Origin of the sequence: Janthinobacterium sp. HH104 (assembly GCF_001758715.1) — a bacterium.
GTDB lineage: Bacteria > Pseudomonadota > Gammaproteobacteria > Burkholderiales > Burkholderiaceae_D > Janthinobacterium > Janthinobacterium aestuarii.
The window spans coordinates 156,695-177,286 of the sequence record NZ_LRIB01000035.1 but is presented as its reverse complement, the minus strand read 5'-3'; the positions used below and the strand labels follow the sequence as shown (position 1 = coordinate 177,286).

19 protein-coding genes are annotated in these 20,592 nt (G+C 62.8%); 6 read left to right on the top strand and 13 right to left on the bottom strand.

Features of this window, described 5'->3' with window-relative positions; genetic code table 11:
• Window positions 1-194 precede the first annotated feature (194 nt).
• The 12 genes from trpA to JAB6_RS15635 form a co-directional block, all read right to left on the bottom strand.
• Complete coding sequence (trpA, locus tag JAB6_RS15685) at window positions 195-992, bottom strand: tryptophan synthase subunit alpha (protein ID WP_070303557.1); 798 nt, start codon at window positions 990-992, stop codon at window positions 195-197.
• Window positions 993-1,076: 84 nt separating this feature from the next.
• Window positions 1,077-2,327, bottom strand: a complete 1,251-nt coding sequence (gene trpB / locus JAB6_RS15680; protein ID WP_034750528.1) for a tryptophan synthase subunit beta — start codon at window positions 2,325-2,327, stop codon at window positions 1,077-1,079.
• Window positions 2,320-3,003 (bottom strand): phosphoribosylanthranilate isomerase, encoded by a 684-nt coding sequence (locus JAB6_RS15675; protein ID WP_070303556.1) that lies wholly within the window; start codon window positions 3,001-3,003, stop codon window positions 2,320-2,322. Before JAB6_RS15675 ends, trpB begins: the two co-directional genes overlap by 8 nt.
• Window positions 3,004-3,038: 35 nt before the next feature.
• Window positions 3,039-3,848: a tRNA pseudouridine(38-40) synthase TruA gene (gene truA / locus JAB6_RS15670; RefSeq protein WP_235194199.1), complete on the bottom strand. Its 810-nt coding sequence runs from the start codon at window positions 3,846-3,848 to the stop codon at window positions 3,039-3,041.
• 68 nt (window positions 3,849-3,916) lie between these two features.
• The gene (locus tag JAB6_RS15665; protein WP_254671648.1) at window positions 3,917-6,379 is read right to left on the bottom strand and encodes a FimV/HubP family polar landmark protein; all 2,463 of its coding nucleotides are present in this window, start codon (window positions 6,377-6,379) and stop codon (window positions 3,917-3,919) included.
• Window positions 6,380-6,623: 244 nt separating this feature from the next.
• The gene (gene asd / locus JAB6_RS15660; RefSeq protein ID WP_072452459.1) at window positions 6,624-7,751 is read right to left on the bottom strand and encodes an aspartate-semialdehyde dehydrogenase; all 1,128 of its coding nucleotides are present in this window, start codon (window positions 7,749-7,751) and stop codon (window positions 6,624-6,626) included.
• 45 nt (window positions 7,752-7,796) lie between these two features.
• Window positions 7,797-8,867, bottom strand: coding sequence for a 3-isopropylmalate dehydrogenase (gene leuB / locus JAB6_RS15655; protein ID WP_034750539.1), 1,071 nt, complete (start codon window positions 8,865-8,867; stop codon window positions 7,797-7,799).
• An 11-nt stretch (window positions 8,868-8,878) separates the two neighbouring features.
• The gene (leuD, locus tag JAB6_RS15650) at window positions 8,879-9,526 is read right to left on the bottom strand and encodes a 3-isopropylmalate dehydratase small subunit (protein ID WP_070303554.1); all 648 of its coding nucleotides are present in this window, start codon (window positions 9,524-9,526) and stop codon (window positions 8,879-8,881) included.
• 51 nt (window positions 9,527-9,577) lie between these two features.
• Complete coding sequence (locus JAB6_RS28495) at window positions 9,578-9,700, bottom strand: entericidin A/B family lipoprotein (RefSeq protein ID WP_010400408.1); 123 nt, start codon at window positions 9,698-9,700, stop codon at window positions 9,578-9,580.
• A gap of 68 nt (window positions 9,701-9,768) precedes the next feature.
• Complete coding sequence (leuC, locus tag JAB6_RS15645) at window positions 9,769-11,172, bottom strand: 3-isopropylmalate dehydratase large subunit (protein WP_070303553.1); 1,404 nt, start codon at window positions 11,170-11,172, stop codon at window positions 9,769-9,771.
• A 277-nt stretch (window positions 11,173-11,449) separates the two neighbouring features.
• Window positions 11,450-13,345, bottom strand: coding sequence for a chemotaxis protein CheA (locus tag JAB6_RS15640; protein WP_070303552.1), 1,896 nt, complete (start codon window positions 13,343-13,345; stop codon window positions 11,450-11,452).
• Window positions 13,345-14,202, bottom strand: coding sequence for a protein phosphatase CheZ (locus tag JAB6_RS15635; protein WP_034750552.1), 858 nt, complete (start codon window positions 14,200-14,202; stop codon window positions 13,345-13,347). Before JAB6_RS15635 ends, JAB6_RS15640 begins: the two co-directional genes overlap by 1 nt.
• Window positions 14,203-14,669: 467 nt before the next feature.
• On the opposite strand from JAB6_RS15635, the gene JAB6_RS15630 reads away from it, so the two are divergent.
• The 6 genes from JAB6_RS15630 to JAB6_RS15605 all read left to right on the top strand — a co-directional run bounded on the left by JAB6_RS15630 (window position 14,670) and on the right by JAB6_RS15605 (window position 19,210).
• On the top strand, window positions 14,670-15,137 hold the full coding sequence (locus JAB6_RS15630) for a universal stress protein (protein WP_034750554.1): 468 nt from the start codon (window positions 14,670-14,672) through the stop codon (window positions 15,135-15,137).
• A gap of 155 nt (window positions 15,138-15,292) precedes the next feature.
• Entirely contained in the window at window positions 15,293-15,937 is a 645-nt protein-coding gene (locus tag JAB6_RS15625) for a response regulator transcription factor (RefSeq protein ID WP_034750556.1), read from the top strand.
• 337 nt (window positions 15,938-16,274) lie between these two features.
• Window positions 16,275-17,081, top strand: coding sequence for a Crp/Fnr family transcriptional regulator (locus JAB6_RS15620; protein WP_070221155.1), 807 nt, complete (start codon window positions 16,275-16,277; stop codon window positions 17,079-17,081).
• 251 nt (window positions 17,082-17,332) lie between these two features.
• Window positions 17,333-17,530, top strand: coding sequence for a hemin uptake protein HemP (gene hemP / locus JAB6_RS15615; RefSeq protein WP_034750559.1), 198 nt, complete (start codon window positions 17,333-17,335; stop codon window positions 17,528-17,530).
• A gap of 85 nt (window positions 17,531-17,615) precedes the next feature.
• Window positions 17,616-17,942 (top strand): hypothetical protein, encoded by a 327-nt coding sequence (locus tag JAB6_RS15610; RefSeq protein ID WP_034750562.1) that lies wholly within the window; start codon window positions 17,616-17,618, stop codon window positions 17,940-17,942.
• Between the two features lie 38 nt (window positions 17,943-17,980).
• Window positions 17,981-19,210 (top strand): DUF2325 domain-containing protein, encoded by a 1,230-nt coding sequence (locus JAB6_RS15605; protein ID WP_083292745.1) that lies wholly within the window; start codon window positions 17,981-17,983, stop codon window positions 19,208-19,210.
• Window positions 19,211-19,224: 14 nt separating this feature from the next.
• Here the strand turns inward: JAB6_RS15605 and JAB6_RS15600 are convergent, their stop codons facing one another.
• The gene (locus tag JAB6_RS15600; RefSeq protein WP_070303551.1) at window positions 19,225-20,589 is read right to left on the bottom strand and encodes a sulfite reductase subunit alpha; all 1,365 of its coding nucleotides are present in this window, start codon (window positions 20,587-20,589) and stop codon (window positions 19,225-19,227) included.
• Window positions 20,590-20,592 lie beyond the last annotated feature (3 nt).

Here is a 20,592-nt window from a genome sequence, read left to right as displayed (position 1 = left end):
TCTCCTTGGGCCCTTGTAGGGGTAGCGTCGGTGGACGCCCCCGGCAGACGGTAAACGGCGACACCCCCATAGGGCGCCACCAGAAATTTTATCTATTGCACAATTACAGGCAAATCAGTGGCCGAAGTGTAGCCGTTTATCGCCGGGCTGTCGAACTTTGCCGCCAACGCATCTTGCGTAAACGGCAAGCTTGCTCAGGCGTCCAGTGCGGCGCGGATGCCTGCCGTGAAGCTGCGCACGGCGTCGACGGCGCCGCCCTCCGGGGCATTTTCAATTTCCTGGATGATGCGGCTGCCGATGACGACGGCATCGGCCACCTTGGCAACGGCCTTGGCCGTGGCGCCATCGCGGATGCCGAAGCCCACGCCGATAGGTAATTTTACATGCTGGCGGATGGCGGCGAGGCGCTCGGCCACCTGTTCCGTATCAATGTTGCCGGCGCCCGTGACGCCCTTGAGCGACACATAATAGCTGAAGCCGCCGCCGACCTTGGCCACTTGCGCGATGCGCTCTTCCGTCGAAGTCGGTGCCAGCAGGAAAATCAGGTCGAGGCCAGCTTCGCGCATGGCGCCGGCAAATTCCTCGCACTCTTCCGGCGGATAATCGACGACGATGGCGCCGTCGGCGCCGGCCGCTTGCGCCGCTGCAATGAACGCTGCGCTGCCGATACGCTCGATGGGATTCGCGTAGCCCATCAGCACCACGGGCGTCGTCTGGTTCGTCTCGCGGAACTGGCGCACATAGCCGAACACGTCGTGGATGCCGACATTGAATTTCAGGGCCCGTTCGCAGGCGCGCTGGATGACGGGGCCTTCGGCCATGGGGTCGGAAAACGGCACGCCCAGTTCGAGCACATCGGCGCCGCCCTCGACGAGCGCGTGCATCAGCGGCACGGTGGCGTCGGGGCCGGGGTCGCCGGCGGTGATGAAGGTGACCAGGCCGGTCTTGTTGTTCGATTTTAAAGTGGCGAAGGTGGTGGCGATACGGGACATGGGATGCTTTCTTTATCGGTGAGGAATGTCGGATTACGCGCTTGCGCGCTAATCCGACCTACGCGTTAATGGGATGTCAGTTGCTTAACTGAAATTCAATCCCATGCGTTCCGCCACGGTATGCATGTCCTTGTCGCCACGGCCCGACAGGTTGGCCAGCACGATCTGGTCTTTCGGCAAGGTGGCCGCCAGCTTGGCCGCGTAGGCCAGGGCGTGCGACGATTCCAGGGCCGGGATGATGCCTTCGATATGACAGCAGTCGTGGAAAGCCTGCAGCGCTTCGTCATCGGTGATCGACACGTATTGCGCGCGGCCCGAGTCTTTCAGCCACGCATGTTCCGGTCCCACGCCCGGATAGTCGAGGCCGGCCGAGACGGAATGCGTCTCGATGATCTGGCCGTTTTCATCCTGCAGCAGATAAGTGCGGTTGCCGTGCAGCACGCCCGGGAAACCTGCCGTCAGCGAAGCCGAATGCTTGCCCGTATCGAGGCCTTCGCCAGCCGCTTCCACGCCGATCAGTTTTACGTCTTTCTGGTCGATGTACGGGTAAAAGATGCCCATGGCGTTCGAACCGCCGCCGATGCAGGCCAGCACGTAGTCGGGCTGGCGACCCGTCATTTCCGGCATTTGCACCAGGCATTCCTCGCCGATCACGGACTGGAAGTCGCGCACCATCATCGGATACGGATGGGGACCGGCCACGGTGCCGATGATGTAAAAGGTGTTTTCAATGTTGGTGACCCAGTCGCGCATGGCTTCGTTCAGCGCATCCTTGAGGGTCTTGGAGCCCGATTCGACGGGCACGACGGTCGCGCCCAGCAGTTTCATCCGGTACACGTTCTGCGCCTGGCGCTTGACGTCTTCGCTGCCCATGTAGACCACGCATTCGAGGCCGAAGCGGGCGCAGATGGTGGCCGTGGCCACGCCATGCTGTCCGGCGCCCGTCTCGGCGATGATGCGCGGCTTGCCCATGCGCTTGGCCAGCAGGGCCTGGCCGATCACGTTGTTGATCTTGTGCGCACCCGTGTGGTTCAAGTCTTCGCGCTTGAAATAGATCTGCGCGCCGCCGGCCAGCTCGGACCAGCGCTTGGCGTGGTAGATCGGCGACGGACGGCCGACGAAGTGCTTGAGCTCGTAGCGGAATTCTTCGAGGAATTCCGGGTCGGCGCTGTAGCGCGCGTAGGCGTCTTTCAGCTCGGCCAGCGCATGCGTGAGCGTTTCGGCAACAAAGGAGCCGCCGTAGGGGCCGAAGTGGCCGCGCAGGTCGGGAAACGGGTAATCGGTGGCGTGGAACAATGCGGCGGCTGCGCCGGGCGCTGTGGTGTGGTCATTCATGGTTGTTTCCTCTGGCAATGATGGCATCGGCATCCTGCACCGCGGCGATAAACGCGCGGACTCGGGATGCGTCCTTGATACCCTTGGACGCTTCGACACCACTGCTGATGTCGACGGCGTAAGGGCGCACGCGCACCACTGCGTCAGTCGCGTTTTGTACGCTCAAGCCACCACTTAAAACGACCCGAGGCGCGAGTTCTTTTGGAATGAGGGACCAATCAAATACCTTTCCTGCACCGCCATAGGCATCCACATAGGTGTCCAGCAAGAGGCTGGCAAACAAGGGACTGGCGGCGCGATAGCGCTGTTCGTATTCTAGCAAATCTTCAAAGCTGGTGTCGGGTTTGACGCGGAACACTTGCGTAAACGGCGTATTCACGGCAGCGGCCAGCGCGGCGCTGTGTTCGGGCGTCTCGTCGCCATGGAATTGCAGCATCGATAAGGGCGCAACGGCCCTGGTCGCCCGCACCTCGTCCACGCTGGCATTGACGAACAGGCCCACCGCCGTCACGTAGGGCGGCATGGTCGCGATCAGGGCAGCTGCCTGTTCGGGCGTCACATAGCGGGGGCTCTGCGGATAAAACACGAAGCCGATGGCGTCGGCGCCGGCCGCCACGACAGCGTGGATGTCTTCGACTCTGGTCAGGCCGCAGATCTTGATGCGTGTGCGTGGCATGGCTTTTCCTTGAAGTTATTGCTTGAAGTAAAACGTCAGAACCAGGGCAAGGCGCTGCTGCTGTCTTGCGGCAATGCCCATTTCGGATCGTAATCGATCTGCGCCAGGTACAGGCCGTCCGGCATGAAGGTGGGCGCGGCCGCATGGCGATCCTTGCTTTCCAGCAAATGCCCGAGCCATTCCGGCTTTTCGCGCCCCGTGCCGATGTAGACGAGCGAGCCGACCAGGTTGCGCACCATGTGGTGCAGGAAGGCATTGGCCGTAATCGTAAAAATGACGCAATCGCCGCGCCGCTCGATGCGGATGTCATGCATGAGCTTGACGGGCGACTTGGCCTGGCATTGCGCGGCGCGGAAGGCCGTGAAATCGTGCCAGCCCAAGAGCGGCTGCACGGCCTGGCGCATCAGTTCCACGTCGAGCGGGCGGAAAAAGAAGCCGGCACGCCCTTCCACCAGCGGCGAACGGGTGGCGTTGTTGTACAACACATAATGATAGGTGCGCGCGCGGGCGCTGAAGCGGGCGTGGAAGAAGTCATTGACCGTCGGGTCGCCTTCAAGTTCCCTGGCCCAGCGCACGGCGATGGATTTCGGCAGGAAGGCGTTGACGCCGCGCACCCACGAGTGCACGTCGCGGTTCAGTTCCGTATCGAAATGCACGACTTGCTCGAGCGCATGCACGCCCGTATCCGTGCGGCCGGCGCACGTGGTGGCCAGGCGCACGCGGGCAAACTGCTCCAGCGCGTTCTCCAGCTGGTCCTGCACCGTTTGCCCGTCTTCCTGTTTCTGGTATCCGTGCCAGGCCGTGCCGTCATACTGCAGGCCGAGGACGATACGCTTCAATGGCATTGCTGTCGTAATATTTTGCATCGAAGCATTATACCGGCGCGGCAGCCTGCCGCGCCTTCCGGCCACTGCTAGCTCAACAGCGCACGCATGGTATTGGCTTTCGCAACCTGCTCTTCGCTGCCGCCCTTGATGACCTCATCGATCAGCTCGCGCGCGCCTTCCTTGTCGCCAATTTCTTGGTAAGCGATCGCCAGGTCCAGCTTGGTATCCATTTCCATGTGGATGGCCGACAGCGGGTCGTCCACGCCCACGCTGGCCGTCTTGCCATCGTTGAGATCCAGGTCGATGCCGGACAGGTCGAATTCCTGTGCCGGCGGTATGGCTTCCGGCAAGGAGGCAGGCGTTTGCGCGTCGTCGAACAGGCTGTCGAGGGAAGGCTCGGCCACCGCGACCGGCGCGGCAGCCGGCGCCACGGGCTCGTCGAGGTCGAAATGGGCCAGGTCGATATCCTTCAGCGGATCAGGCAGCGGCGTCAGGCCGGCACCCACGCCATTGACGGGGCCGGCAGGCGGCTCCAGGTCCAGGCCGAAATCCATGCTGGCGTCATAGTGCGCATCCTGCGCGGCGGAGACCGGCTTGCTGTCCGGTCCCGGCATGACGATCGGGTCGGTGGTAGAAACAGGCTCGAAATCGAGGCTGTCGAGGTCGAAATCGAGGGGATCGCGCGTATCGCGGGCCGCCACGGAAGACACCGGCTCGGCCGGCGCCAGGTCGGCCAGCGGTGCTGGCGGCTCGTCGGGCAAATCCATGCTCTGGCCATGCACGTCGTCGCCGGCAGCCTTGCTCAGGCTGACGACGGCGTCGTCTTCCGTATCGCCATACAGGGGATTGGTGGGGTCGAGCGCCAGGCCCAGCGCGGCCGCCTGCGGCCACTCTTCGCCTTGGCCCCGGGTCAGGCTGTACAGCTCGCTGGCCTGGTCTTCAAACGCGCGCACGTCGTTGCGGGCCGAATAAATTTCCAGCAGCTTCAAGCGGGCGGCATGGCGTTCCGGATGGATACGCAAGGCTTCCTTGAGGATATCTTCCGCCTGGCCATCGCGGCCGTAGGCGATATACACGTCCGCTTCGGCGACCGGGTCCGTTTCATTCGCATCGAGCATGCTGGCGCCAGCCGCGGCGGCCACGCCGGCAGCGGCGGCGCCCGTACCGAACAGGTGGTTGCTCGCTTCGGACTGCTGGTCTTCCGGCGCCAGGCCGGACGGCGGCGTCACGGGCGCTTCCGGTTCGAACACGGGCGCGATATCTTCCTGGGCGGGCGGCGGCGTCTCCTTGCGGCGGCGCGCGATCACCAGCGCGGCCACGGCGGCCAGCAGCGCGGCGATGCCGATGCCGATGGCGCCCAGGTGGTCATTGATCTTGTCGGTGATGGTCGGTTCCAGCGGCGAAGGTTTTTTCACCAACGGCACCGGCTTCGCTTTGGGCACGGGAGGCTGGGCTTCGGCTGGCACGCTGGCAACAACCGGTGCGCTGGCGGCGACCTCGGCCGGTTTGGCGGGCGCCGGGGCGCTCTTGTCGGCCATGGCCTTGCTCTTGACCGCCATCAACTTTTCCAGGTCGCTGACGTTCTTTTCCAGCTCTTTGACGCGGGCAGCCGCTTCATCGACCTGCTTGGCCTTGGCGATCTTGTCTTCCTCGCTGGCCACCGCGCTCTTGCCGGCCGACTTGGCCGCCGGCTCCGCCTTCGACAGTTTCAGCTTGTCTTGCGACTCGCTCACGGCCGTCGGCTTTTCCTGTACCTTGGTCGCGCCGATCTTGCCGGCCGTGCTTTGCGTCGCTTCCGCCGCCTTGGCCGGCTTGCTTTGCGACACCTGGCCTGCCAGCTTGTTGCGGTAGGCTTCGAAATCGATGGCGTGCGCCGTCACGATGCCCTTCGCTTCGGCAGCGCCGGTGGCGCGCACGGTGTCCGCGCCCGGCACGGCCAGGATGCGCCCGGCCTGCATACGGTTCATGTTCTCGCCTTTGAAAGCGTCGGGATTGGCACGGTACAGGGCCACGAGCATCATGTCGAGCGACACGCCCGATGGCTTCAGTTCGCTGGCGATGCGGCTCAGGGTATCGCCCGTCTTGACCTTGTATTCGCCGGCCGGTTTTTTCGCCGCGGCTGGGGCAGCTTCAGCGGCCGCCTTGCCTTTGCCCGGTTCGGCCGGTGCCGTCACTTGCGCGCCGCGCGTCTGGCGCGCTTCCGGCGTGTCAAGCACGAACGCATATTCGCGCACCTGGCGTCCGCTCTTGCTGCTCAGTTCCAGCAGCAAGTCCACCATGGGCTCGGCCACCGGCTGCGCCGAGCTGATGCGGATGAAAGGCTTGCCATTGCGGTTTTCCACGGCAAACGTCAGCGCGTTCAACGCGGGATTGAATTCCACGTTGGCCTGGCGGTAGGCATCCGGCGGCGCCAGCTTGGCCAGCAAGCTCGATGCCTCGCCTGGCTTGATGGCCGATAATTCGACCTCGGCGCGCAGCGGCTGGCCGGCGGCGGACAGCACCGTGATCTTGCCCAGCTCGGCTGCGGATGCCGCCGGTGACAATAACACCGCACAGGCGACAGCGCTGCTGAGTGTTTTAATGGCAAGGGAGGCGACCCGGGGACGAGTGTGTACAGGCATAGTTGGCGGCATCTTAGTTGACATGGGAAAACTGTTACTTTTCCAGAGGTATCAACATATCATCATGCCCAGAGCTATGCAAGCTCCGCATGGTTGAGCCTTGACGGGCTCAGGAAGAAAAAAAAGCCGGGAAAACAGCCCCGGCTTGATCTTGATCAGCAATTTATGGCGGTTACGCGTCCAAGAGGATGCGCAGCATGCGGCGCAGCGGCTCGGCCGCACCCCACAGCAACTGGTCGCCCACGGTGAACGCGGACAGGTATTCGCCGCCCATGCTCATCTTGCGCACGCGGCCGACGGGTATCGTCAGGCTGCCCGTGACGGCGGCCGGCGACAGGTCGCGCACGGACGCTTCGCGCGTGTTCGGCACGAATTTCACCCATTCGTTGTTGCTGGCGATGATGTCGTTGATTTCATCGAGCGGCACGTCTTTTTTCAGCTTGATGGTCAAGGCTTGCGAATGGCAGCGCATGGCGCCGATGCGCACGCACAGACCGTCGACTGGAATTTCCTTGGTGCCGAAATCGAGGCCGCGGCCGAGGATCTTGTTCGTTTCCGCGCCCGCCTTCCACTCTTCCTTCGACTGGCCGTTGCCCAGATCCTTGTCGATCCACGGGATCAGGTTGCCGGCCAGCGGGGCGCCGAATTGCTTGATTTCATCCGGGGAATAGCCGTGCTGGGTGGCCAGCACCTGACGGTCGATTTCCAGGATAGCGGAAGCGGGGTTGTCCAGCAGCGCCTTGACGGAACCGTTGATGGTGCCGAACTGCGTCAGCAGTTCGCGCATGTGCTGCGCGCCGCCGCCCGATGCCGCCTGGTACGTCATCGACGTCATCCAGTCGATCAAATCGTGCTGGAACAGGCCGCCCAGGCCCATCATCATGCACGAGACGGTGCAATTGCCGCCGATGTAGTTCTTGACGCCCTTGCCCAGCGCATCCTTGATGACGTGCAGGTTGACGGGGTCGAGCACGATGACGGCGTCTTTTTCCATGCGCAAGGTCGAGGCCGCATCGATCCAATAGCCATTCCAGCCGCTGGCGCGCAGCTGCGGGAAGACAGCGCTCGTGTAGTCGCCGCCCTGGCAGGAAATAATGATGTCGCACTTGGACAGTTCGGCGATGTTGTTGGCATCCTTGAGGATGGTTTCATTCTTCGCCATGGCCGGCGCCGAGCCGCCCGTGTTCGAAGTCGTGAAAAACACCGGTTCGATATGGGCGAAATCGCCCTCTTCCTGCATGCGTTGCATCAGGACCGAACCGACCATACCGCGCCAACCTACCAAGCCAACTAATTTCATTACCATTCCTCAAGATGAGACGGCGACTGCCGTCATTAGACTATTTTATCCCAGTGCTTTTACAACTGCATCACCCATGGCCTCGGTACCGACCAAAGTCGTGCCCGCTTCATGGATGTCGGCCGTGCGCAAGCCCTGCGCCAGCACCTGCTTGACGGCGCCCTCGATACGGTTTGCCTGCTCTTCGCGGTTCAGCGAATAGCGCAGCATCATGGCGGCCGACAAGATCGTCGCCAGCGGATTGGCGATGCCCTTGCCCGCGATATCGGGCGCCGAACCGTGCGATGGCTCGTACAAGCCCTTGTTGTTGGCATCCAGCGAGGCCGACGGCAGCATGCCGATCGAGCCCGTCAGCATGGCGGCCGCATCCGACAGGATGTCGCCGAACATATTGCCGGTCACCATGACGTCGAATTTCTTCGGCGCCCGCACCAGCTGCATGGCCGCGTTATCGACGTACATGTGGTCGAGCGCCACGTCCGGGTATTCCTTGTGCACGTCGGTGACGATGTCTTTCCAGAACTGGAAGGTTTCCAGCACGTTCGCCTTGTCCACGCTGGTCAGGCGCTTGTCGCGTTTTTGCGCAGCCTGGAAAGCCACGTGGGCGATGCGGCGGATTTCGCCTTCCGCATAGCGCATGGTGTCGAAGCCTTCGCGCTGGCCCTTGAACGGACCGTCCGGGCACTCGCGCACGCCGCGGGGCTGGCCGAAATAGATGTCGCCCGTCAATTCGCGGATGATCAAAATGTCCAGGCCGGACACCACTTCCGGCTTCAGGGTCGAGGCGCCCGCCAGTTCCGGATACAGAATGGCCGGGCGCAGGTTGGCGAACAGGCCCAGGTTCTTGCGCAAGCCCAGAATCGCCTGCTCGGGGCGGAACTGGCGCTCCAGATTGTCATATTTGTAGTCGCCCACGGCGCCGAACAGCACGGCATCGGCCGCTTTTGCCAGCGCCAGGGTGGCTTCCGGCAAAGGATGGCCATGGGCCGCATAGCCGGCGCCGCCCACGGGCGCCGTTTCCAGTTCGAACGATTCGCCCAGCACATGCAAGACCTTGACGGCTTGCGCGACGATTTCAGGACCGATACCGTCGCCGGGTAAGATTGCAATTTTCATATTTTTATCGATTAGATGACGTTGGCGAGCCAGGGTTGATTATGCAGATGCCGCTCTTCGAAGGCGCGGATATCGTCGGAGTGGCGCAGGGTCAGGCCGATATCGTCGAGGCCATTCATCAGGCAATATTTGCGGAAGGCGTCGATCTCGAACGGATACGACACGGAACCATTGCTGGTGCGCACGCATTGCTGCTCCAGATCCACCACCAGCTTGTAGCCGGGGAAAGCCTTGACTTCATTGAACAGGTGCTCGACCTGGCTTTCCGACAGCACGATGGGCAGCAAGCCGTTCTTGTAGCAGTTGTTGAAGAAGATGTCGGCAAACGATGGCGCGATGATGGCGCGGAAGCCATATTGATCCAGTGCCCAAGGCGCGTGTTCGCGCGAGGAGCCGCAGCCGAAGTTCTTGCGTGTCAGCAAGATCGAAGCGCCCTGGTAGCGTGGCTCGTTGAGCACGAACTCGGGGTTCAGCGGGCGGCGGCTGTTGTCCTGGCCCGGCTCGCCATGGTCGAGGTAGCGCCATTCGTCGAACAGGTTGGGGCCAAAACCGCTGCGGTGGATCGATTTCAGGAATTGCTTCGGAATAATCGCGTCGGTGTCGACGTTGGCGCGGTCCAGCGGGGCGACCAGGCCTTCGTAAATCGTAAATTTATCCATGCTGTTTCTACTCGGTAAGACGCGCGGCGCAGTGCGCCCGCACGTCACGGTTTATTTTCCGCCGGCGCCAGTGACAACCTGGCCGACTTTCTGCACATCGCGGCCGATGCCGGAGACGGTGTTGCAGCCAGACAGGATGACGGTGGCGATGAGGAGGGCGAAGAGTTTTTTCATGATGAGTTCTCGATAAGAAAGATGGGACTGATACCGCTAGTGTAAACCAGCGGCGCCAGTCCCTGCCGTCATCGCAATCCCCGCACGTCGACAAAGTGGCCGGCGATACCCGCCGCGGCCGCCATCGCGGGCGACACCAGGTGGGTACGGCCGCCCTGCCCTTGCCGGCCTTCGAAGTTGCGGTTCGACGTGGAAGCGCAGCGTTCGCCCGGCTCCAAACGATCCGCATTCATGGCCAGGCACATGGAGCAGCCTGGCTCGCGCCATTCGAAGCCGGCATCCTTGAAGATGCGGTCCAGGCCTTCGCGCTCGGCCAGGTCCTTGACGAGGCCGGAACCTGGCACCACCAGCGCCAGGGTGACGTTCGAGGCGCGGTACTTGCCACGCACCACGGCGGCGGCCGCGCGCAAATCTTCAATGCGCGAATTGGTGCAGGAACCGATGAAGACCTTGTCGATGCGGATGTCTTCGATGGCCGTGTTCGGCTTGAGGTTCATGTAGACGAGCGCCTTTTCCATCGCATCGCGCTTGACGCTGTCTTTTTCCTGGTCAGGGTCAGGCACGCGGCCATCGACGCCGACCACCATTTCGGGCGACGTGCCCCAGGTCACTTGCGGCACGATCTCGGCCGCATTGAGGGTGACGACGAGGTCGAAGCGGGCGCCCGGATCCGAATGCAGGGTGCGCCAGTAAGCCACGGCGCGCTCCCAGTGCGGACCGGCCGGCGAAAACGGACGCCCCTTGACGTAATTGATGGTGGTGTCGTCCACGCCGATGATGCCGGCGCGCGCGCCCGCCTCGATGGCCATGTTGCACACCGTCATGCGGCCTTCCATCGACAGGGCGCGGATGGCCGAGCCGCCGAACTCGATACAGTAACCCGTGCCGCCGGCCGTGCCGATCTTGCCGATGATGGCCAGCACGATATCCTTGGCCGTCACGCCGGCCGGCAGCGCGCCGTCGACTTGCACCAGCATGGATTTGGATTTCTTTTGCAGCAAGGTTTGCGTGGCCAGCACGTGTTCCACTTCGGACGTGCCGATGCCGTGCGCCAGCGCGCCGAAGGCGCCATGCGTGGACGTGTGCGAGTCGCCGCAGACGACCGTCATGCCGGGCAGGGTCGCACCCTGTTCAGGGCCGATCACGTGCACGATACCCTGGCGCTTGTCGTTCATGTTGAAGTAGGTCAAGCCGTAGTGCTTGGCGTTCCTGTCCAGGGTTTCCACCTGCAGGCGCGAGACCGGATCGGCAATGCCGTCCACGCGGCTGGTGGTCGGCACGTTATGGTCGGCCACGGCCAGGTTGGCGGAAATGCGCCATGGCTGGCGGCCCGCCACGCTGAGGCCATCGAAGGCTTGCGGGCTGGTAACTTCGTGCAGCAGGTGCCGGTCGATGTACAAAATTGTCGTGCCATCATCTTCGGCCCGAACAACGTGGGATTCCCAGAGTTTGTCGTAAAGCGTCTTCATCATGATTTATGCAGCGTTGCCACAGCCTGTAGTAAGTGATCTGTCGTACTGATCGAAGGGATCGGCAATGATTATGCCATATATTGTGCAATGCAGAACCAAAAGCCGCTCCAGCGTGGGATAGGCGATACAAAATTTGGCATGCCTTGTGGATATGACGAAAAAATTGCTGATACGAAAATCCGCCAAAATGCCGGCGGGGCGAATAAAAATCGAAAAAAGCCGAAAAAAAAGCCCGCTGCAGAGGTCTGCAGCGGGCTTGGTGTCAGTGCCGGTGTTTCTAGGCAGCCATGCGCACACTTCCCCTGCAACCATCCATCAGGAAAGATAGGCCCACGACTAGCACCAGCTCGCCTTCGGCCGAGCGGGCAGTACCGGTAATGCCTTCCACGGTGATGGCCGTCATCGGCTTGATCACGAGGTCGGCCGTGCCATCGACGGCTTCCACGGCCAGAATATAAGGCTGTGGCGCGGCGACAACGATGCCGACGCGCTCGCTGCACGATTCGTAGCCCAGCGAGCCGGCCAGCGACCGCACGGGCAATGGACGGCCCTGGTCTTTCAGCACGGGCGCGCCGCCCACTTCCATGAAGGTTTCCGGCAATTCGACGACGCGCTGCACCACCGCCATCGGCAGCGCCAGTGCGGCGCCCGAGGTCGACACGAGCATGGTCGGCACGATCGACAATTCGATCGGCAGGCGGATGGCAAACTTCGTGCCCTTGCCCAGCGATGATTCGATGTGGATGGCGCCGCGGTTTTTCTCCACGGCCGTTTTCACCACGTCCATGCCCACGCCGCGCCCGGAAACGCTGGAGGCGACTTCCTTGGTCGAGAAGCCCGGCAGGAACACCAGCTGGAAGCATTCGTCGTTGCTCAGTTGCGCGTTTTCGCTGATCAAGCCCTTTTGCTGGGCCTTGCTGCGCAGGAAGACCGGGTCCATGCCCTTGCCGTCATCCTGCAGCACGATCATGACGCTGTTCGCTTCCTGCCAGGCTTTCAGCGAAATATACGATTTGGCGGGCTTGCCGGCGGCCAGGCGCGCTTCCGGAGATTCGACGCCATGGTCGAGCGAGTTGCGCAGCATGTGCACGAGCGGATCGTACAGGCTGTCCACGACGACGCGGTCGACTTCCGTTTCCGCGCCTTCGATGGTCAGCTCGACATCCTTGCCCAGGTCTTTCGCCAGTTCGCGCACCAGGCGCGGGAATTTCTGGAACAGGCGGCCGACGGGCTGCATGCGCGTGGCCAGGGTGGCCCGCTGCAGTTCCGTCGAGTAGCGCGAAGCGCGTTCCAGGGTTTCCGCCAAGGTCGCCATCAGGGTGGCGGCCTGGCCTTCGAATTTGAATTGCAGCAAGCGTTCGAGCAGCACGGCAGCCTGGTTGGCGGCCTGCACGGATTCGCCGGCCACTTCCAGCAGCGCGTCGAGCTTGACGGCGTCGACGCGGATGCTGTCTTCCTTGACGGGCGCGGCATGGCGCACTTCCGGACGCTCTTCACGCCGTTCGGCGCCATCCCAATTCTTGCCGGCCGGTTTGGCGGCAGCAGCGGCAGGGGCAGCAGGTGCGGCGGCGGCCACGGCGGCAGGCGCAGCGGCGGCGGCGGACACCGGCGCGGCTGCGACCCGGCTACCTTCGGGCACGACGGCGTTGTACATGGCTTCCCAGTCCAGGCCATCGGCGCCGGCTGTGGCAACGGCAGCGGTCGGCGCGGCCACAACAACTTCGGCAACCTCGGCAACGGGCGCGGCCACTTCCGCCACGGCGGCGGCTGGCGCAGGCGCGTCCATGCCCTTGCCTTCGATGGCGTTCGTCAGGATGTGTTCCAGCTCTTCCGGCATGGCCGGCAAGCTTTCCGGCGCGGCGCCATTGGCCAGCTCCGTCAGCTGGTCGGCGACGAAACCGGACGCTTGCAGCGCCGCCTCGATGGCGATCGGGGTCACGGGCGCGGCGCCCGTGCGCAAGGCATCGAACAGGTTTTCCGTCAGATGGCAGGCCGCCACCAGCGCGGGCAAGCCCATGAAGCCGGCGCCGCCCTTGATGGTGTGGAAGGAACGAAACACGGCATTCAGTGTTTCCTTGTTGTCAGGATCGCGCTCGAGGCGCAACAAGTGCTCTTCAACATTAACCGCAAGATCCATCGCCTCAACGACGAAATCCTTGAGCATATCGTCCATTAGAATCCCAAATCCGCAAGAAGGTCGTCTACATTATCCTGGTCCAGCGCCACCGACGGCACGGACGGGCCCTGCATCAGCGGCACCGGCTTTTGCGCCAGTTTCTCGCGCACTTCGGCCGGCGCGTTGTCGCGCAGCAGCTGGGCCAGTTCGTTTTCCACCGTCTTGGTGATGTTGACCACTTTTTTGATCAGCTGGCCCGTGATGTCCTGGAAGTCCTGCGCCATCATGATTTCCAGCAAGCGCGCTTTTTCCGCTTCCGTTGCTTCGGAAACGGCTTGCGCGAACTGGCGCGAATCGCCGGCCAGGGCCTTGAATTCTTCCAGGCTCAGCTTGCCATCGAACAGGGCCGTCCAGCGGCTGTCCATGTCCTTGGCCTTCTTCGACAGCACATCTTGCGCCGGCATGCCTTCGTCGAGCGTGTTCAGAACCTTGTTGGCTGCCTGTTCGGTCAGGGTGGCGACGTATTCCAGGCGGTCCTGGGCGTCGACGATCTGCGACGACGCTTCCGTCAACGCCTTGTCGTAGCCCAGTTCGCGCAGCGAATCGTGCAGCAGGCGCACGATGCCGCCCAGGCGCTCGAACATCGGCTTGTCGGACTGGTCGACGGGATCGGCCGCGTCGCCAGGCGCATCGGCGCTGGCCACGGGCGCCGCTTCCGGCGCGGCTGGCGTTTCTGCCACGGCGGCCGCCGGCACGGCGGCGCTGGCCGACACGGAGTCGAACAGCGCGTCGAAATCGTCATCCGCAATCACGGCGGGAGCGGGCGCGGCGGCAGGTGCGGGCTGAGCCGCGGCCGCACTTTGCGCAGATACTTCATCGAATAATGCGTCGAAATCATCAGCGGCGTTGGTCATATCCCTGCTTCTCCATAATTTGTCAAAATTCCGCCTGAACTGTGCGTTTTACAGACTGATACCCACAATTTCTCGATTAAGATGATTTGAGGCAATACCGCTGCGATGGTGCGAGTGTAGCAGGGCGCCGCCCTGTTGGTAAATCTCAAAACGCGCTTCCTGGTGCAAAGCTGGTCCACAAGAGCTTTTCCACCAGGAAATAAGTGTTCCTGCTGTTGTATTTTGAAATACTACCATTGGCGTGGGTGCAAGACCACGCGCAGTACAACAAATCCTGCTTCCGGGCGCCCGCGCAACAGCGCAGTATGGACAGCGTTGCAGCTAAAACACGATCTTTCTGCCAATGTTGTCTATACTGAAGGTGCAGTTGTGTTGATAATTATCAAGTCTTTACATGAATACAATGCTGCCGCCGCGTCTACAATAAGAGGCGTTGCGCGCGCTCAGTCACCGTCAAAGGATCTGCCATGTATAAGAAAATTCTGATCGCCACGGACGGCTCCACCGTCTCCAACTTGACGGCCTGTGCCGGCGTTGCCTTTGCCGAACAGATGCACGCCGACATCCTTGCCGTGTACGTGGCGCCCGAATACCAGTACCCGGTATACATCGAGATCATTCCGCCAAGCTACCCCAGCGAGGAGGAGTACCGCATCGCCATGCGCAAGGCGGGCGCCGACCACTGGCAGCCCATCCTCGACGCGGCCGCCAAGCGGGGCCTGGAAGCGACGGGCTTGACGGCCTTTTCCGACAGCCCCGCCCTGAAAATCGTGGAAGTGGCGCAATTGCAGCATTGCGACCTGATTTTCATGGGCTCGCATGGCCGCAGCGGCTGGGGGCAATTGCTGCTGGGCAGCGTCACCAACAAGGTGCTGTCGCACTCAAAACTGCCGGTACTCGTGCATAGGCTGATCAAGGAACCACCGTCGGAATAAGGGGTCACATGGCCACGGAGGCCGCCGCTTCCGGCATATTAAGAAAAAGGCAAATTTTCGGCCGCGTCAGTTAAAATAGCAACGTTTCTCGTTTCTCAACATTTGATTGTCCGGTGACGGACAGAGCAGATTTCACGCATCCAGATTGCCCGCCTATGATACGTATTGTGATTGCCGACGACCACACCATCATGCGAGAAGGATTGAAGCGCATCCTTGACGGCGCGCCGGACATCGATATCGTGGGTGAAGCCATCGACGGCTTTGAAGTACTCAACCACGTACGCCAGGGCGGTTTCGACCTGCTGCTGCTTGACCTGTCGATGCCGGGCCGCAGCGGCGTCGACCTGATCCGGCAAATCCGCAGCGAGGCGCCGAAGCTGGCCATCCTGATCCTCACCATGCACGAGGAAGAACAATATGCGGTGCGCGCCATCCGCGCCGGCGCGCAAGGCTATCTGACCAAGGAAAGCGCGGGCACCCAGCTCGTGGGCGCCATCCACAAGGTGGCGTCGGGACGTCCGTATATCAGCGCCGAGGTGGCGGAGCAGCTCGTGCTCAACATCATGATGCCGAATGAAAGCTTGCTGCACAAACAGTTGTCGGACCGCGAGTTCGAAGTCTTTTCCCTGCTGGTGGCGGGCAAGTCGATCACGGAAATCGCCAACAATCTGCACCTGAGCGTCAAGACGGTGAGTACGCACAAGACGCGCATCATGCAAAAGATGGGCATGAGTTCGCTGTCGGAAATGGTCCAGTACGCCGTGGCGCACCGCCTCTTATCCCCCTTCAAGACTTGAGCACGGCGGCGCGCGCCCGCGCGTCGACCGTAGGAACAATCCTACCTCACCTACCACAGCTCCTACTGCCATATTCAGCCACTGCTGATATTAATTGGATACGGTTGTTGGCATACTGAAACCAGTAATCAAGTTGCTGGGAAGTTATTTCATCACACAGCAAGTCGTCAGCGAATTGAGCTCTACCTGCCTGGACGCGCGCCGCCCCTTCCCTGCCCGCCGTCCTGCGCACCCTGTTATTCAACTCTGAACTACCTGTCACCAGGAGATGAACATGCTGTCCACGCAAACGCCCGAAACCCGCGCCGCCTCCCCATCGCTGGCCCCCTCCTCTCCGATGGAAGCAGGGCGCCAGCGCCAGGGGCGGCTCTGGTCGAACCTGAAGGAGGTGTGCGACCTGCTGCATATCTCCAGCGCCTGCACCATCGCCGCCGATGAACTGCTGTTCCAGCACGTGCAATTCAAGACGGGCCAGCGCGTGCACACCATCGGCCAGCCGTTCGACACCCTGTACATCGTCAATTCGGGCTTCCTGAAAACCGTGCTCATCGATGAATTCGGCAATGAACAGGTACTGAGCTTTCCCATGAAGGGCGACATGCTGGGCGTCGATGGCATCCACTCGCGCCATTACTCCTCGGAAGCGGTGGCCCTGTCCGACTGCGACCTGATCCTGCTGCCGTTCAAGAAGCTGACGGCGCTGGGACGTGTTCACCTGGAACTGGAAAACGTCATGTACGGCGTGATGAGCCGTGAACTGGTGCGCGAACAGGCGATGATCGGCATGCTGGGCGCCTTGAGTGCCGAAGCTCGCGTGGCGCGCTTCCTCGTCTCGCTGGCCGACCGCTTCGCGCAGATGGGTTACTCGAGCAAGCTGTTCAACCTGCGCATGACGCGCCATGAAATCGGCAGCTACCTGGGCCTGACCCTGGAAACGGTGAGCCGCACCTTGTCCGCCTTCAATGAAATCGGCCTGATCTCGGTTGACCAGCGCACCATCGGCATCAAGGATCCGGACGCCCTGAAAACCCTGCGCCGCCTGCCACCTTCGCGCTCGCGCGCCAAGCAGCTGGCCGCCGCCAAGCTCAAGGCCGACACCACCGCTGCGGCGGCCGCCTCGGCCCAATTGCTGGCCACGATTTAACGCCATCCCGCTTTCTTCCAGCTTGGCACAGGCTTGACCCGGCCAAGGCGCGCACCGCCTTGCCGGGTCTTTTTTGCCGCCACCGCCCCTCCACGCCGCGCCAGCGGCCGCCTTTGAACGACCTCGTCGGCCAAGGCGTCGCGCTGCCATAAAAAAGCGCAGGTTCCGCACAAATAAGCCTTGCTTTTCGGGCCACATTCAACAATAATGCAAATACGAATCATTCTCAACTGAGATAAAGAAAGCCCAACATGCAAAGCTCAAAACCAGCCTTGATCCAGGATGCCGCTACTGCCCACGTCCGTCCTCCCGTCAGCATGGCCCAGCCGGCGCGCCGCATCACCAGCGAAGCGCTGCTGCAGCAGGGCCGCGAAGTGGAGATTGAGCACAGCGGCAAGATCTATCGCCTGCGCGTCACCCAATTGAACAAGCTGATCCTGACTGCCTGAAGCAGCACGGCAGCCAGTCACCACGCTCGCCAGCCAGTCGCGCCCCGTGCGCGCAGCCAGCCAAACCACCGCACAGGAGTGTTTGATGGCGCACGACCGACCTTCCCCGATGTTTTCTTCCCCGCAAAGCCAACAGCCTGAATTGCTGCTGTCGGCCGTGCTGCACCTGATGTCGCACTACCATGCGGGCAGTCCCTGCGAGAAACTGGCCGGTGTCATCGAACGCCATCTGCAAGCGCTGGCCGGCTCGCCCGGCCTGAGTCCCGTGCTACAAGCAACTTGCCAGCAACTGTCGCAGCAATGGGCCGCCCTGGTGGCGCTGCACCAGCCCGTGCCGCCGAAGACCACCTTGCTGGATCGCCTGGCACGCATGCTGAGCGCCAGGCGCCCCGCTTCGCCCCTGCCGCAATAGTTCTCTTCAACATCTCCACCGCCCAACAGGATACCGCCATGTGTGACAAAGACCAGTCCCTGCCCGTCATCAGCAATTGCGCCCACGCCGACACGGAAACGGCCGCGCTCGCTTCGCGCCGCCGCCGGCTGTGGGAACTGTCGCACACCTGCCATTGCCCGCTGGTGGGCGTGGGTTTGCCATTGGGCTACCTGCGCAAGCTGGTAGGCAAGATGACGGGCGGACGCGTGCTGGCCGACGACTACGAAGTGCACGTGGGCGCCGTGACGGAATGCGGCGCACGCAACCGCCTGTCCGAGGCGCTGCAAAAGGAACTCGAACGCCGCTACGCTCCCGTGATCCTGCGCTTTCGCGGCGCCAAGACGACGGAGCAGGTAGCGCAACTGTGGCGCACGGCCGTCGCCAACGGCGACGTGTCGGGCGCTTTCTGGGCCGGCCTGACGCACCCGCGCTGCGATGCCGAGCTGGAAGAGCAGATGTGCCGCGACTTGCACATGATCCAGCACCAGGCCGGCGCCTGCGTGCGCGCCGACATGGGTAAATTTACGGCCTTGCAAGAAGAAAACGCGCGCCTGACACAGGAACTGTCCAAGCTGCAACAACGCAGCCAGGCCGCCCTGATGGAAAAGACGGGCGAGCTGGAACGCCAGGAAGCCGTGCTGCTGCGCACGCGTGCCGAGGCCATCGGCAAGGATAGCGTGATCGACGGCTTGCGCGCGGAACTGGCGCAGTTGCAGGCCGCCATCCCCGCGCTGGAATCACGCACGCGCCTGGTCGAACGCCTGGCGCAAATGGATGAGCGCGAAAAGGAATTGCGCCAGCAAATCACGGAATTGAAACAGGCCCAGCCGCGCCCGGCCGCTGTCGCGCCGCCACCGGCGCCGAAGCTGGAAGTGCCGACCGGCGGCAAGCTCAAAATGCCGATCCGCCTCGTCGACCAAAGCGTCTTGTGCGTGGGCGGACGCAGCGGCAATGTCGCCACCTACCGCGCCCTGATCGAGCGGGTGGGCGCGCAGTTCGCCCACCACGACGGGGGCCTGGAAGACAATGCCAACCTGCTCGACTCGAGCCTGGCGGCGGCCGACCTGGTGATTTGCCAGACGGGCTGCATCAGCCACAGCGCCTACTGGCGCGTGAAGGATTATTGCAAGCGCACGGGCAAACGTTGCGTCTTCATCGACAACCCCAGCATCTCCAGCCTGGCGCGCGGCTTGCAGGAAGTGAGCGGCGAAATGGACACGGCGCCGCTGGCCGATATCCAGCCGTAAACAGTCCTTCTTTCTTAATACACGTCGCGCCGGTAGCGCCCTTCAGCTGCCAGCGCATCGAGCGCGGGCCGGCCCAGGATCTCTTGCAGCGCCTGGTCGACGCCGCCTGCCATGCCGGCCAGGCTGCCGCAAATATAGATGGCCGCGCCCTGCTCCAGCCACAGCTTGACTTCATCGGCATTGCCGCGCAGGCGGTCCTGCACATAGGTCCGTTCCACCTGGTCGCGCGAAAACGCCAGGTCCAGGCGCGGCAAGTCGCCGCTGGCGTGCCAGCCTTCAATCTCTTCGCGATAATGGAAATCGTGGGCCACATTGCGTTCGCCAAAGATCAGCCAATTGCGCCGCTGCCCTGCCAGCACGCGGCTTTTCAAATGTCCGCGCAAGCCGGCGATGCCGCTGCCGTTGCCGATCAAAATCAATGGCCGCTGGGCATTGTCTTCCAGACGGAAACGCCGGTGCTGGCGCAAACGCAGCTGCACCACGTCGCCGACCTTGGCCTGCGCCGTGAGCCAGCCCGAGGCCAGGCCCAGGCTGCCATCGGGATGCGCATGCTGGCGCACCAGCAAGTGCACGCCGCCATCGCGCGGGATCGAGGCGATCGAATATTCGCGCGGCTGCGATGGGTCGGCGGGCGCCGTCACCTGCACCAGGTCGCCCGACTGCCACTCCGGCAAGGCGCCCGCCACGGGCGCCAGTTCCACGTGATAAATGGCGCCGCCGGCGCTGCCAGGGTTGAGGTGGCGGCGCTGCGTCAGCCGCCAGTCGCCAAACGCGGGCGCGCTCCAGTCCGGCGCATCGCTGGTGCCGGCCAGGTGGCTCAGGTGCTGGAACCATTGCTCGATGGCGGCGCTGGCGCTGCGATCGACTTCGATGCGTTCGAACAGGCGCGACGCGCCCTGCGCCGCCAGCCAGGCATCGAGCGCGCGGCCGAAGCCGCAGAACTGGCCATAGCTGCGGTCGCCCAGGGCCAGCACGGCATAGTGCAATTGCGGCAGCGCAATCTCACCCGTCATCAAGCGGCCCATGAAGGCGGCCGCATTGTCGGGCGCATCGCCTTCGCCATACGTGCTGACCAGGAACAAGGCCCGTTCCGCCTGTTGCAGGTCAGCTGCCGTCACTTCCGCCAGCGCGCACAGGCGCACGGGGATGCCGGCCAGCTGCAGGCTCTGCGCCGTTTGCGTGGCCAGTTCCTCGGCATTACCCGTCTGGCTCGCATACGCCACCAGCCAGGGACGGCTGTTGGCCAGCGCCGCCTTGGCCACATCGGACGTGCGGCGCTTGGCGCGCGCGCGCAGCCAGGGCGCCAGGCACACGCCCGCATAACTGAGGGACAGGGCGGCCAGCAAGGCCAGCCGCGTCGTATCGTGCGTAAAAATCATGGA